Genomic DNA, 14,576 nt, shown 5'->3' on the forward strand with positions numbered 1-14,576 from the left:
TTGAATGTATTGGTGATTAAAATTACAATTGATTAAATCAAATGTAAATATTTTGACAAAATAGTAAAAGTCATTCAAATTTTCAGGAGATTCCCTAAAATATCTTCAACAGCCTTACCTAATTTAACAAATTACTTTCGATTCAACAAAATCATATGATTATTATCAGTAATTAGTTGATATTCAGCCAGCCCTACTGGATTTTCCGGCTTAATATTTGTAAATTTATGATATGAGGAAAGAATTATTGGTTGCAGGACTTATAGGGTTGATAATGACCGGGAGCGCTTACTCTACGTCTCCACGGGTAAAGGATAATAAACGTAAAAAAGAAACCCTCCAGCAGGCGCCCTCCCCCCAGCAGGATAAGGCCTCGCTATGGGCAGATAGCGTGTTTCAATCGCTTCGCCCCAACGAAAGAATTGCGCAGTTGATCATGATACGGGCGCATTCCAATCTTGGTCAGGACCATGTTAACGCAGTAGTGAAGGATATACAGGAAAATAAAGTTGGCGGTGTGATCTTCTTCCAAGGTGGACCGGAAAGGCAAGCCTATCTTACCAACTATTACCAGTCTATCACTAAAGTGCCCCTGTTAGTGGCTATTGATGGCGAATGGGGACTAGGCATGCGACTCGACAGCGTTATCTCCCTGCCCAGAAATATGATGATAGGGGCAGTGCAAGATCCTTCACTGGCATATGACGCCGGAAAGCTTATGGGGGAACAATGCCGGCGGTTGGGCATTCATATCGACTTTGCGCCAGATATGGATGTAAATAACAATCCAGCCAATCCGGTGATCAACGACCGTTCTTTCGGAGAAAATAAATACCAGGTAGCCCGTATGGGCGTAGCTACCATTAAAGGCATGCAAGATGCCGGGATTATGGCCTGTGCCAAGCACTTCCCAGGCCATGGGGATACGAATGTAGACTCTCACCTGGACTTGCCCACTATCAATAAATCCAGGGCGCAATTAGATTCCCTGGAGTTATACCCCTTTCGGCAGGCCATTGCTGCCGGTGTGCAATCCATAATGATCGGGCATTTATATATTCCAGCGATCGATAAAAAGCCGAATACACCTACTTCTATTTCCTATAATGCCGTTACCAAACTGTTGAAAAATGAAATGGGTTTTAAAGGATTGATTGTAACCGATGCATTGGAAATGAAAGGTATTGCTAAGTTTTATACCAAGGGACAGGAATCCTTACAGTCGCTGCTGGCAGGCAACGACCTGATGATTCTGCCTTCTACGGCTGCCGGCAGTGTGGAGGCTATCAGAAAAGCAATAAAAGCAGGTAGAATTAGCCAGCAAGAGGTAGATGAGCGTGTGAAAAAAGTATTGCGGGCTAAGTATAACCTGGGCTTGTGGCAACCACAGCATATCGATACCCGTAATCTGACAGCAGACCTCAATGCGGGTACGGATGCTTTGAGAAAACGTATCGCAGAACAGGCCATTACCCTGGTTCGCAACGATAAAAAGCTGATTCCATTTTCTCCGGCCATGACCCAGCAAAAGTTGGCTGTTATCGCTGTAGGAGCAGATGCGAGTAACACTTTCCTGGAAACAGTAAAGTTGTATAAACCAGGTACAGACGTATTTGTATTTACAGCGCGTCAGTCTGTAGAACAGATTGCGCCTATTGTATCCCGCATACAACGGGATTATAAAGCAGTGATCATCAGTTTGCAAAACTATAGCCGGCGGCCGGCGGGTAACTTTGGCTTGTCTTTGGCCCAACGCCTCATTGTAAGGCAGTTACAGGCTGAAATGCCTTCCGCTACCGTTGTATTTGGCAATCCTTACGCAATACAGTATTTCTGTGATGCGCCTGGCCTGGTAGCGGCTTATGAAGATGATAGTACTACCCAGAGAGTGGCCGCAGACTTGTTGTTTGGGAAGCTGGCCCCTTCGGGCAAATTGCCGGTTACAGTATGTCGTGATTTACCTTCTGGCACTGGCATTTATCAGCTGAATCAATATACTGCTTTGCCGGTAGCTACACTTAAAGAAGCAGGATTAAATGAACAGGCTTTACTGAAGATCGATGGACTGGCTAATGATATGATTGCAAGGGGAGCTGCCCCTGGTGCGCAGGTGCTGGCTATGAAAAACGGGAAAGTAGTGTATAGTCGCTGTTTCGGACATTATGAATATAACAAGGCAGAACCGGTTACGCCCGAATCTATTTATGATTTGGCTTCTGTTACCAAAGTATGCGCTACCACATTGGCTGTTATGCGCTTGTACGACGAAGGGAAATTAAATCTGGACGCTACGCTAGGAACATATCTTCCTATGGTGCAAGGCACTGATAAAGCAGGATTGCGCATACGGGATATTCTATTGCATCAGGCTGGGTTAACGCCGTTCATTCCTTTTTATAAGGAAACGTTGTATCGGAATGGATACCCCGATACCGTGATCTACCATAAAACACCCGATGCAGTGTATGATATCCGGGTAGCAGATCAGCTTTATGAAGAACATAATTACATAGATACCCTTTGGAAGAAGATATTGGAGAGCAAATTGTCGCCCCGCCAGGGATATGTATATAGCGATTGTGATTTCCTGTTTCTAGGAAAAGTGGTAGAGCAATTAACCGGTAAAAAATTAAATGACTATGTAAGAGAAACGTTTTACATCCCCTTAGGGTTGGCAACTACTGGTTTTTTGCCAAGAGAGCGTTTCCCATTACCACAGCTTGTGCCTACCGAACATGAATATACCTTCCGGATGCAGCTATTGCGTGGCGATGTACATGATCCCGGCGCTGCGATGTTTGGCGGTGTAGCCGGTCATGCTGGTCTTTTTTCCAATGCCCACGACCTGGGTGTGATCATGCAGATGCTCCTGAATAAAGGCAGCTTCAATGGTGTGCAGTACATAAAACCGGCAACTGTGGAGCTGTTTACTACTTATAACAGTAAAATCAGCCGCCGGGGCCTGGGCTTTGATAAACCGGATAAAGACAATGCCGCCAGAAAAGAGCCTTATCCTGCCAAAAGTGCCTCTGCAGCTACTTTTGGACATACAGGTTATACGGGCACTTGTGTTTGGGCTGATCCTGTCAGTAACATCGTATTTATTTTCCTGAGCAACCGGGTATATCCTAACGGTGGCGCTAATACGAAACTAACTACGCTGCATACACGGGAGAAAATGCTAGAAGCAGTGTATGAGTCTACTATGTAAACGGTGTAGTCAATAAAAATAAGGTAAGGAGGCAAAGCCCGCAAGGGACCTAGGTAAATTCAGGATGGATGTGGTCTTTGCCTCCGGTAATTACTTTATTCTATTACAGATACATTTCTGTTGACCTGTGTTTGTGTTTTGATGGCGATGGATTTCTCTGCTAACTTGTTTTTTCCGTTTCTGATTTCGAAGGTATAGTTACCATCTTCCAGGGAAGCGAGGTTGTAGCGGCCTACAAAACGCAGTGTGGATGGCAGTGATTCACGGAGCAAAGTGTTGTTGAAGTTGTCTTTGATGTAGAGGGTAAGCTTATCGTTTTCAGGATTTGTTACAGCCAGCTCAAATAGTAACTGATCTTTCTGCATCTGGGCGATGCTAACATCGAAAGTAGCCGGAGTGATGTTCATCGGGGCTTCCTTAAGCATCCTTTCTACGTTATAAACAAATGAGTTAGACTGTGCTGCTGATTTTAAAGCCGGAGCCAGGAAAGTAACGAAAACTAATAAAATTGTTTTGGGTGCTAATGAAACAAAGTGTACTGGTTTCATGACATTGTTTTTTAAGGTATTCATCTTTAATTTAATTTGAGGGCGGTATTAGCTAATACAATGGTGCCTTTTGATTACAGGGCAAAGCTCCGATCGGCGGGTTAACTGAACATTACGCATTTGTTAAAATAATGTGAGTATTTAAAGGACTTGTTCGCTGTTCATTCCCTATTTTTGCACCGTTTATGGAAGCAGTTACAATAAAAAATAACCGCCCCGTGGCCATCTGGCTGTATATTGGCGTGGGCATGTTGATCATTCAGGTATTACTGGGGGGAATTACCCGTTTAACAGGTTCCGGCTTATCTATTACAGAGTGGCAACCAATCTTGGGGGCTTTCCCGCCAATGAATCAGCAGGCGTGGGAAAAAGCGTTTGAAGGATATAAACAGATCGCTCAATACAAATACATTAATAATCACTTCTCCTTATCGGATTTTAAGTTCATTTTCTTCTGGGAATGGCTACACCGCGATTGGGCGCGGTTAATGGGGGTAGTGTTCCTTATTCCCTTCATCTATTTTATTGTTAAGAAGAGGATTAATGAAAGTATGATCAGGCCCATGGCCATCTTATTTGTACTGGGGGCCTTGCAGGGATTGATAGGCTGGATCATGGTAGCAAGTGGCCTGAATGAAGAAAACCTGTATGTAAACCATATCCGCCTGGCGGTACATTTTATTTCCGCTTTGGTATTACTATGTTATGTATTCTGGTTTGCCATGAAGTTGAGCGTGCCGCCAGCAGAAGTGCAAACGGTGCCTTCCTTGCGCAAGTTGAATGTATGGTTACTCGCTTTATTGGTAGTACAGTTGATATATGGCGCCTTCATGGCGGGTTTGCATACCGCGTTGGTAGCCAATACCTGGCCAGACATCAACGGTGCCTGGGTGCCATCCGGTATGTTCGTTCAGGGTGGATTTGCAACTGATATTGCCCATAACCCTATTACCATTCAGTTTATACACCGTGGTCTGGCGTACCTCATCACCATCCTGATTGCCATTTGGTGGTGGAAAGCCGCAAAAACGCCGGCCAATAGCTTATTGCATGCCATCCGTTACCTGCCTCTGCTGTTGGTATTGCTGCAAGTGTTGCTGGGCGTACTCACACTGCTTAACAGCCAGGTGAAAATACCTATCACCTTTGGTATTTTGCACCAGGCTGTGGGAATGTTGCTGTTATTGTCGCTTATTTGGACTTTGTTTCTAAGCCAGGGAAGGAAATCCGTCGCGCGTTAATTTAAATAGCGCCACTGAATTCATAATTCCCTAAATTTTCCGTAGGTTTATTTGTAATAATCGGTCTGATGAAGGTGAAGTTATTACTGATAAAAACTTACTATTCTTTCCCTATACAGCTTTTACTCCTGCATTTTAGGAAGTATCAGGTGCTACTCGTTTTTTGGGTGATCCTTTTCAGTACCATTAACGGTGGATTTGCGAAAGTATTTGGGGGAGACGCCTTGTACCTGGCGCCTGAATATCTGGGTAAGGTAAATTTCTACAGTACCACCATCCTGGGGCTGGCTAACGGCATGTTTATCATGAGTTGGCAGATCACTACGTTTATTTTGCATACCGGCAGGTTCAAGTTCCTGGCTACTACTTCCCAACCTTTCTTTAAATATTGCCTCAATAATGCCATCATTCCCTTATTGTTTATTTTAAGCATGCTTTTCCGGGGATGGGAATACCAGCGTTATGAACAATTGAGTAGTATCCCCGACATTATGTTACTGGGTGAAGGGTATATCTGTGGTGTATTATTTATTATTTTCTTCTGTTTCTTCTATTTTTTTAATGCAGATAAAAATATTGGGCGAAGATTGGAAAAACGTTTTGGAAATCCCCGCAATTTTGTGCGAATGATCCTGAAGCCAACGCAGGAGCCGGATGAAAACGCGTTGCCTGTGCATAACTATTTTTCCACTCCCTGGCGCATACGCCGGGCTAGGAATGTAGACCATTACAATAAGCATTATCTTGATAGTATCCTGAAACAACATCACTTTGCCGCAATGATCACGGTAGGCTGCGCGCTGATTTTCCTGGTGATTTTGGCTTATATGATGGATTATGATGTTTTCAGGATTCCTGCTGGCGCCAGTGTATTGATATTCTTTGCTTTCCTGATTGGCGTGGCCGGTGCATATTCCTATATGTTACAAACCTGGTCTATTCCTTTTTTGCTCATCACGCTGTTTGCACTGAACTGGATGGTGGAACACGATTGGGTGGATAACCGGAATAAAGCCTACGGATTGAACTATTATGAGAAAAAAGGCCGTCCGGAATATAGTGTAGCCGCATTGCAGGCATTTTTTACCAAGGAGAAATATGAGGCAGACAAGGAGCAAACAATTCAAATACTGAATTCCTGGAAAGCGAAATTCCCCGTTAATAAAAAGCCTCCCTTAATTGTATTGAATTTCAGCGGAGGAGGTAGCCGCTCCGCTACCTGGAGCTTCCACGTGTTGCAACGGTTGGATAGTTTGCTGAAAGGGCAGTTAATGGGCCATACTGTGTTTATGACGGGCGCTTCCGGAGGGATGCTGGGAGCTACTTACTTCCGGGAATTATATTATGAGCAACAGCAAGGTAAACGGATTAATTTATGGGATAGCATTTATGCCGATAAAGTATCTCAAGACTTGCTGAACTCTGTATTCAGCGTAATGGCGGTAAATGACTTTATTACGCCCTGGAGAAGCTTTAGTGTGGGGAAGAACCATTATTCGAAAGACAGGGGATATGCTTTCGAAACCCAGTTAAATGAGCATACAGACAGCGTATTGGCTAAATCACTGAAAGATTATCAGCAGCCGGAGAGAAACGCCGAAATCCCTATGCTGGTTTGGAGCGCCACTATCAATACAGATGGTCGCCGGTTAATTATTTCCCCTCAACCGGTTAGCTATCTGTGCAGCCCGCAATATCTGTACCCTACCCGCCAGGTGAGGGATATTGATGGAGTAGACTTTGCTCAGTATTTTGCTGCTCAGGATGCCATGGACCTGCATATTACGAGTGCAATCCGCATGTGCGCCACTTTTCCTTATGTATTACCTAATGCCTATTTACCCAGTAATCCTATTATTGATGTGATGGATGCAGGTATCCGCGATAATTTCGGGCAGCAAACTACCTTGCGCTATCTTTATACTTTCCGCAAATGGATTAATGAGAACACCAGCGGTGTAGTATATATCCAGATCCGTGATACCCGTAAGAATGATATTTCGGCGATCAAAAAATCGAAAGATCTTGGAGATCTCTTATTTGAGCCGCTGTTTACGATGCAGCAACATTGGAGCTCTATGCAGGATTTCGATCAAGACGACCTCATTAACTATATGGAAGGCTATTTTCCGGATAAATTCCACCGGATTATCTTTCAGTATGTGCCAGAAAAGCAGGATAAGGCAGCGGCCTTGTCGTGGCACCTTACTTCCCGTGAAAAATTGGATATAGCCCATGCGTTGGATAACCCTGGCAACCAGAGCGCATTGGATTATGTCGTAAAATTATTGGCCCAATAAAAAGGGTTATTGTTTCAGGAACTCCAATAATGGCGCAATAAATCTCGCATAGGCTTCGATATGTGGGAGATGTCCTACGCCTTCAATAGGCACCAGTTTAGCATGAGGAATGTTGGCGGCGGCCTGTTTGCCTAATTCTGGATAATTCCCCAGTGTTTTACGTATTTCTTCCGGTACGTTGGCTTTACCCAGCGCGGTGCGGTCGCGTTGGCCGATAATGAGCAGGGTGGGAGCCTGTATATTGGGAAATTCGTACAATACAGGTTGGGTGAAGATCATATCGTAGGTGAGTGCGGCATTCCAGGCTACCAGGGAATAATCCGGGCTGCTGGTCCAGCTGGCCAGGAGTTGGGCCCATTTATCGTAAGAGGGGGTCCATTGGCCGGCATAGTAGCTATCCATCATATATTGCTTAATCTTGTCGTAGTTCTGTTGCAGTTCCGACTGATACCATTTGTCTACCGATTGGTAAGGTACTTTCACTTTCCAGTCTTCCAACCCGATTGGGTTTTCGAGGATAAGTTTTTCGGTTACTGCCGGATACATCAATGCGAAACGAACTGCCAACATGCCGCCCATGGAGTGTCCTAGAATAGCAGCTTTTGTTACCTGAAGGGTATCCAGTAAGGCTTTGGTGTTGAGGGCCAATTGTTGGAAGCTATATTGGAAGTGTGCTGGCTTGGTCGATTTTCCAAAGCCGATCTGGTCTGGTATGATAACGCGGTAGCCATTGTTGCTAAGGTCGGCAGCGGTGCTGTCCCAATAGGCCCCATTAAAGTTCTTACCATGAAGGAGTACTACCGTTTTACCATTAGGATGGGAGGGCTGTACATCCATATAGGCCATTTTTAAAGGCTCACCTTGCACCTGCAGCTGTAAAAAATGTACCGGGAAGGGATATTTATATTGTGTGAGAGTAATATCCTGGATAGGCATTTGTTGTGCTATAGTTGGATAGTATATCAGTAAGAAGCTGATGGTCAGTAGGTAAAATATTTTTTTCATGATAGATGCATTATGCTATTAAAAATGGATGGGAGGCGCAAAATTGAAGCCACAAGTGTTAAAATCAATAAATTTTCCTGTAAATTATTGATTTTTAATTATTTACAATATCGTTTATCACTGCTGTTAAGCAATGGCTTGTAATCAGGTAGACATTAAAGTTAAAGCAGACTATTAAGTTATTGATTTTCATTTAATTGTATCATGTTATTGAGGCTTGACTAAATGATTACATTTATTTAAAACGGGAAGCCCTCTTTCTCGCCAGGTTTTCGTACCTTTGCGCCTTCTTTTTGTAGCTATTAGCGGTAATTTTGTTAATGGCTGATAGCTAAAGACTTAAGTATATGAACATTCGTAATATCGCAATTATTGCACACGTAGACCATGGTAAAACTACTTTGGTTGACAAAATTCTTCATCAGGCTAACGTATTCCGGGCAAACCAGGAATCAGGCGAACTGATCATGGATAATAACGATCTTGAAAGAGAGCGTGGTATCACCATCTTCAGTAAAAACGCATCTGTTGAGTATAAGGGAACTAAGATCAATGTAATTGATACTCCAGGCCACGCCGACTTTGGCGGGGAAGTGGAAAGGGTATTGAAAATGGCGGATGGCGTTATCCTGCTGGTAGATGCTTTTGAAGGCCCTATGCCGCAAACCCGTTTTGTGTTGCAGAAAGCGTTGCAGTTGAACCTGAAACCTATTGTTGTAATCAACAAGGTAGATAAGGCAAACTGCCGTCCCGACGAAGTACATGATGCTGTTTTTGATCTGTTCTTTAACCTGGATGCTACGGAAGATCAGTTAAACTTCCCTACTTTTTATGGTTCCGGTAAAAATGGCTGGTTCAACAGTTCATTGGAGCCTAGTGAAGATATTACGCCGTTGATGGATGGTATCCTGGAATATGTTCCAGAGCCTAAAACACCGGAAGGTAACCTGCAGCTGCAGATCACCTCATTGGATTATTCTTCTTTCCTGGGCCGTATTGCTGTAGGTAAGGTAACCCGTTCCTTTATCGAAGAAGGACAGTGGATTACCCTTATGCAGGCAGATGGTTCTGCCAAGAAGCAGAAAGTACGTGAGCTATATGTATTTGAAGCATTAGGTAAGAGAAAAGTAACCAAGGTATTTGCCGGCGATATTTGTGCGGTTGTAGGTGTGGAAGGTTTCAATATTGGCGATACTATCGCAGATGCTGAAGAACCGGAAGCATTGCCAGTAATCAGCGTAGATGAGCCTACCATGAACATGTTGTTTGGTATTAACAACTCTCCGTTCTTTGGTAAAGATGGTAAGTTCGTTACTTCCCGTCACCTGCGTGACCGTTTAATGAAGGAAACTGAGAAGAACCTGGCACTGCGTGTAGTAGATTCCGATAGTGCTGATAGCTTCCTGGTGTATGGTCGTGGTATTCTCCACTTAGGAGTATTGATTGAGACGATGCGTCGTGAAGGTTATGAGTTAACTGTAGGTCAGCCTCAGGTAATCGTGAAACATATTGATGGTAAAAAGAGCGAGCCATACGAAATACTGGTAGTAGATGTTCCGCAAGATTATGCCAGCAAGGTAATTGACCTGGTAACCCGTCGTAAAGGGGAAATGCTGATCATGGAAACTAAGGGAGAAATGCAGCACTTGGAATTTGAAATTCCTTCCCGCGGTTTGATCGGTTTGCGTACACAAATGCTGACAGCTACTGCTGGTGAAGCTGTAATGGCACACCGCTTTAACGACTATAAGCCTTGGAAGGGTGCTATTCCTGGCCGTAACAATGGTGTGTTGATTGCTAAAGAAGCCGGTACTACTACCGCTTACTCTTTGGATAAACTGCAAGACAGAGGTTCTTTCTTCGTAGATCCAGGAGAAGAGGTGTACAAGGGTATGATCATCGGTGAAAATAATAAACCTGGCGACCTGGTAGTGAATCCAAATGAAGGAAAGAAACTTACCAACATGCGCGCCAGCGGTACAGACGGTGCTGCTAACATTGCACCTAAGATCCTGATGACACTGGAAGAATGTATGGAGTATATCCAACATGATGAGTGCATTGAGGTTACGCCTAACTTTATCCGTATGCGTAAAACCATCCTGGATGAAGAAGAACGTAAGAGATCTGCAAAAAGCATGAAAGCTGAAGCTTAATAATGGCTTTATAAGATAAAAACTAGTGAAAAGCTGCAACCGCTCCGTTTACCGGGGCGGTTGTTGTTTTTGAGCCATTGGCTAAACTTCTCTCAAGCAGGGAAGGGGTTGAACATTATTTATCGCGGAGCTTATTTTACACAAATAAAAATCCCCGCCCAGGAAAAGGCAGGGATGTGCATACTAACCCAATGCTTACTAAAACTAAAACTAACTTTTATGTATATACTAAATACAATGGTCTTATTGTAATAGTAGCGATTACTCTGCTCCTTGTTTTTCAGCAATCTTTACTTTGATCTTCCCTTCAATTTCTGCTGACAGTTCAGGATTATCGGTTAGCAGTTGTTTTACTGCATCACGTCCCTGACCTAATTTATTGGTATCATAGCTGAACCAGCTACCGCTTTTCTGGATTACTCCATATTCAACGCCCATGTCAATGATTTCTCCTGTTTTGGAAATACCGTGGCCATAAACGATATCGAATTCGGCCTGGCGGAATGGAGGGGCTACTTTATTTTTCACCACTTTTACTTTCACCCGGTTACCGATGGCTTCATCTCCGTCTTTGATCTGACTCAGCCGGCGGATATCCAATCTTACAGAAGCGTAGAACTTCAAGGCGTTACCACCAGTGGTAGTTTCCGGATTCCCGAACATCACGCCTATTTTTTCACGCAGCTGGTTGATAAAGATCGCGCAGCAATTGGTTTTAGCAATGGTAGCCGTTAATTTACGCAGTGCCTGTGACATCAGACGGGCTTGCAAGCCCATTTTGCTTTCACCCATTTCGCCTTCCAGTTCACTTTTAGGCACCAGGGCAGCTACAGAGTCAATCACTACTACATCTACTGCTCCGGAAAGGATCAGGCGATCTGCGATTTCCAATGCCTGTTCACCATGGTCTGGCTGTGATATTAAAAGAGAGTCTACATCTACTCCCAGTCTTTTTGCGTAACTGCTGTCAAAAGCATGCTCCGCATCTATAATGGCGCAAATGCCACCTTTTTTTTGCGCTTCCGCAATTGTATGTATAGCCACGGTTGTTTTACCGGAAGATTCTGGTCCATATATCTCAATGATCCTACCCTTTGGTAAACCATTTACTCCAAGTGCGATATCCAGACCCAGAGAACCCGTAGAAATAACTTCCATCGGTGCTTCTGCTTTTTCACCCATCATCATCACAGATCCCTTACCGAAATCCTTTTCAATCTTGTCCATTGTGAGGCGTAGTGCCTTCAATTTTTCTGCATTGGCTGTAGACATATAATTATTGTTTTTACAAATTTAAATGATAGCTGATCGCTAACAGAAAGCAAATTAATTGGATTGCTAAGTTATGATCTAATTTTTTATTTTCCTAAATATTTTAGCAATTTCTTTTAAATGCTAAATAAAATAGTATTTGTTTGCCATTGTTTCCTATTTCCTTTCAACTACTTATATACGTTCTAAAGTTTTTAAGGTTAACCCGCAATGGCATAACAAAGATGCAAACGCATTACGCATTGAATATGCGTACACGTTAAACCCCCAAAAAAATTATCCCCCGTAAAAAAATGAGAATTCTACTGCTTTTTTAAAAAGCGTATTTATACGCTTGAGTATCACTTAATAAATTCAGACTTTTGTATTGTCAAGTTTAGTTGTAGATGTTAATTCCCGATATTGTTTGTTATGATTGTTTGTTAGCCTTTTGCCTGGCGGCCTTTGCATCCATGTGTGAGAGAAATGAGAAAGCGCGGTCCTGGTAAACCCCAAATTTTTTATCGCCATTCTATTACACGTTCCCTGTTCCCTGTCTGGTTGCTGATGTTTTAATTGATTCATCAGAATAACCAGCTAGGAACGGGAATCGTTGAATGGAGAAACAGCTTATTAATTACTTCACCAATATCCAGCAGGAGATCAGTTGGCAGAGAATACCTATCAGGAACCCGGCATAAATTTCACGGGGCGTATGTGCACCCAGCACCATACGCGCAGTAGCTACTAAAGCCGCTACAAAAAAAGTGATCACCAACGGGATAGATACATTCATATGCATGCCCCACATCAGTGATAGCAAAAAACCTATTACGCCACCCCAGCCTACTGTATGCATGCTGGTTTTGATAAATACGTTAGATACAAAGGCAATGGAAATGCTGAGGAACGCTCCCAGGAAAAATGCAGTATAAAACCTGGGCGCCAAACCTTCTTGCTGGAAGGTATAAAATGCCCAGAAATAAAAGATCATCATTGCAGAGTAGGGAATGATCCTGTCGCGTTGGGTTTTCATATACACCGACGATACCAGGTTCAGGGCCCTGGTGAGGAACAGCACTAGGGCCGGAAATCCAATGCAGGTGATGCCTACCCGGAAATATAAGGAGTCGAAAGCAAACCGTTTACTGAGCGATTTAAACGTTACCATATATTCCGGAATGGAATTTAAGATCAGAAAAGTTACCAGCAGCGGAAGGAACAACGGATGCGTGATATAAGAAATAACCTGTGCCAGGGATCTCGTCATCGGTGAAAATTCCGGTATTGATGGCGTATCCTCATTCCGGTCTGAAATTGCATGTGCTTGCATGATGGTATAATGCTTATAATTCTTTACGTAAACGGGCTACTGGTATATTCAGCTGTTCCCTGTATTTGGCTACTGTACGGCGGGCAATGTTATAACCTTTGTCCTGTAGCATTTTTGTTAGATTTTCATCGCTCAATGGCTTACGCTTGTTTTCGGCTTCTATCAGGTCGGATAAGATTTTTTTTACCTCTCGTGTAGATACTTCTTCACCGCTATCAGTAGATAGGGATTCGGAGAAAAAGAACTTCAGTTTAAAGGTGCCAAACTCCGTTTGCACATATTTACTGTTAGCCACCCGGCTTACAGTGGATATGTCCAGCTGGGTACGGTCTGCGATATCCTTTAGAATCATGGGCTTCATGGTGGTTTCGTCTCCAGTGAGGAAAAACTCCCGTTGGTAATCCATGATAGACTCCATGGTAGATAATAGGGTATGCTGCCGCTGTTTGATGGCGTCGATAAACCATTTTGCCGCGTCGATCTTCTGTTTGATGAATAATACGGCTTCTTTCTGCCGTTTATCTTTTTTGTCGCCCCGGTCGTATTCTTTCAGCATTTCACGGTAGCCGCCGGAAATACGGAGGTCTGGTGCATTGCGGGAATTGAGGGTAAGCTCCAGTTTACCGGCGTTGTTGATAATAAAGAAATCCGGCAGTACATAGCTCTCCGCTTTGTTCAGCGTGGCAAAGTTGCCTCCGGGCTTGGGCGTTAGCCTGATGATCTGTGTAATGGCTTCTTTTAGCCCTTCATCTGTAAGGCCCAGCGCTTTCTGTATTTTTTCGTAATGCTTCTTGGTAAATTCGTCGAAATAATTCTCCAGGATCATGTAAGCGTTATGCACCCCCGGATCTTCCTGGGATTTCCGCTTTAATTGCAGTAACAGGCATTCTTTGAGATCAGTGGCGCATACACCGGCAGGATCAAAATCTTGTATCTTCCTGATCAATGAATAAATCTCTTCTTCCGATGTTTCAATATTCTGGGAAAAAGACAGGTCATCTACCATAGAGCTTACCTCTCTGCGCAGGTAACCATCATCATCTATACTGCCTATAATATGCTCTGCAATGGTATTCTGATGGTCATCCAATTCCAGCATGCCTAGTTGACTGAGCAAATGTTCATGGAAAGAAGTTTCTACCCGGATCGGAATGGTTTTATTATTCTCATCTGGGTCAGGGTAATTATCATCACGCAGCTTGTAGTCCGCTACTTCGTCATCTCCCTCATTTACATATTCAGAAATGTCTATATTATCATATTCGTTTTCACTGCCATCTGGTTCAAATTCCTCCTCCTCTGCTGGGCTTTCAAATTCATCCTGTTCTTTAAATTCGTCTTCACCGGCTTCTTCTCCGTATTCCAGCGCGGGGTTTTCTTCCAGTTCTTCTTTGATTCGTTCTTCGAGGTTGACAGTAGGTACCTGCAGCAATTTCATGAGCTGAATTTGCTGGGGTGACAATTTCTGTAATAATTTTTGCTGTTGTGTCTGCTTTAACATAATTACTCCCTATCAGGGCAAAATAATAAG

Annotated in this window: 9 protein-coding genes; 4 read left to right on the top strand and 5 right to left on the bottom strand. The window is 43.4% G+C overall.

Annotated elements, in window-relative coordinates; genetic code table 11:
• Window positions 1-232: 232 nt before the first annotated feature.
• Window positions 233-3,211, top strand: coding sequence for a glycoside hydrolase family 3 N-terminal domain-containing protein (locus ACDQ55_RS04105; RefSeq protein ID WP_420979863.1), 2,979 nt, complete (start codon window positions 233-235; stop codon window positions 3,209-3,211).
• A gap of 95 nt (window positions 3,212-3,306) precedes the next feature.
• Here ACDQ55_RS04105 and ACDQ55_RS04110 read toward each other — a convergent pair whose 3' ends face one another.
• Complete coding sequence (locus ACDQ55_RS04110; protein WP_420979864.1) at window positions 3,307-3,759, bottom strand: hypothetical protein; 453 nt, start codon at window positions 3,757-3,759, stop codon at window positions 3,307-3,309.
• Window positions 3,760-3,944: 185 nt separating this feature from the next.
• On the opposite strand from ACDQ55_RS04110, the gene ACDQ55_RS04115 reads away from it, so the two are divergent.
• On the top strand, window positions 3,945-5,000 hold the full coding sequence (locus ACDQ55_RS04115) for a COX15/CtaA family protein (RefSeq protein ID WP_420979865.1): 1,056 nt from the start codon (window positions 3,945-3,947) through the stop codon (window positions 4,998-5,000).
• A 68-nt stretch (window positions 5,001-5,068) separates the two neighbouring features.
• Window positions 5,069-7,300 (top strand): patatin-like phospholipase family protein, encoded by a 2,232-nt coding sequence (locus ACDQ55_RS04120; protein WP_420979867.1) that lies wholly within the window; start codon window positions 5,069-5,071, stop codon window positions 7,298-7,300.
• Between the two features lie 6 nt (window positions 7,301-7,306).
• Here the strand turns inward: ACDQ55_RS04120 and ACDQ55_RS04125 are convergent, their stop codons facing one another.
• Complete coding sequence (locus tag ACDQ55_RS04125) at window positions 7,307-8,305, bottom strand: alpha/beta fold hydrolase (RefSeq protein WP_420979868.1); 999 nt, start codon at window positions 8,303-8,305, stop codon at window positions 7,307-7,309.
• A 347-nt stretch (window positions 8,306-8,652) separates the two neighbouring features.
• Here ACDQ55_RS04125 and typA point away from each other — a divergent pair, with 347 nt between their 5' ends.
• On the top strand, window positions 8,653-10,461 hold the full coding sequence (typA, locus tag ACDQ55_RS04130; RefSeq protein ID WP_420979869.1) for a translational GTPase TypA: 1,809 nt from the start codon (window positions 8,653-8,655) through the stop codon (window positions 10,459-10,461).
• Window positions 10,462-10,722: 261 nt separating this feature from the next.
• Here the strand turns inward: typA and recA are convergent, their stop codons facing one another.
• The 3 genes from recA to rpoN all read right to left on the bottom strand — a co-directional run bounded on the left by recA (window position 10,723) and on the right by rpoN (window position 14,546).
• On the bottom strand, window positions 10,723-11,733 hold the full coding sequence (recA, locus tag ACDQ55_RS04135) for a recombinase RecA (RefSeq protein WP_420979870.1): 1,011 nt from the start codon (window positions 11,731-11,733) through the stop codon (window positions 10,723-10,725).
• Window positions 11,734-12,349: 616 nt separating this feature from the next.
• On the bottom strand, window positions 12,350-13,045 hold the full coding sequence (locus ACDQ55_RS04140) for a phosphatase PAP2 family protein (protein WP_420979871.1): 696 nt from the start codon (window positions 13,043-13,045) through the stop codon (window positions 12,350-12,352).
• 13 nt (window positions 13,046-13,058) lie between these two features.
• A complete protein-coding gene (gene rpoN / locus ACDQ55_RS04145; protein WP_420979872.1) occupies window positions 13,059-14,546 on the bottom strand; it encodes an RNA polymerase factor sigma-54 in 1,488 nt (495 codons plus the stop codon).
• Window positions 14,547-14,576 lie beyond the last annotated feature (30 nt).

Origin of the sequence: Chitinophaga sp. 30R24 (assembly GCF_049056765.1) — a bacterium.
Lineage (GTDB): Bacteria > Bacteroidota > Bacteroidia > Chitinophagales > Chitinophagaceae > Chitinophaga.

Coding starts and splice junctions, on each gene's coding strand:
- ACDQ55_RS04105 (WP_420979863.1), top strand. CDS start 233: ATGAGGAAAGAATTATTGGTTGCAGGACTTATAGGGTTGATAATGACC.
- ACDQ55_RS04110 (WP_420979864.1), bottom strand. CDS start 3,759: ATGAAACCAGTACACTTTGTTTCATTAGCACCCAAAACAATTTTATTA.
- ACDQ55_RS04115 (WP_420979865.1), top strand. CDS start 3,945: ATGGAAGCAGTTACAATAAAAAATAACCGCCCCGTGGCCATCTGGCTG.
- ACDQ55_RS04120 (WP_420979867.1), top strand. CDS start 5,069: ATGAAGGTGAAGTTATTACTGATAAAAACTTACTATTCTTTCCCTATA.
- ACDQ55_RS04125 (WP_420979868.1), bottom strand. CDS start 8,305: ATGAAAAAAATATTTTACCTACTGACCATCAGCTTCTTACTGATATAC.
- typA (WP_420979869.1), top strand. CDS start 8,653: ATGAACATTCGTAATATCGCAATTATTGCACACGTAGACCATGGTAAA.
- recA (WP_420979870.1), bottom strand. CDS start 11,733: ATGTCTACAGCCAATGCAGAAAAATTGAAGGCACTACGCCTCACAATG.
- ACDQ55_RS04140 (WP_420979871.1), bottom strand. CDS start 13,045: ATGCAAGCACATGCAATTTCAGACCGGAATGAGGATACGCCATCAATA.
- rpoN (WP_420979872.1), bottom strand. CDS start 14,546: ATGTTAAAGCAGACACAACAGCAAAAATTATTACAGAAATTGTCACCC.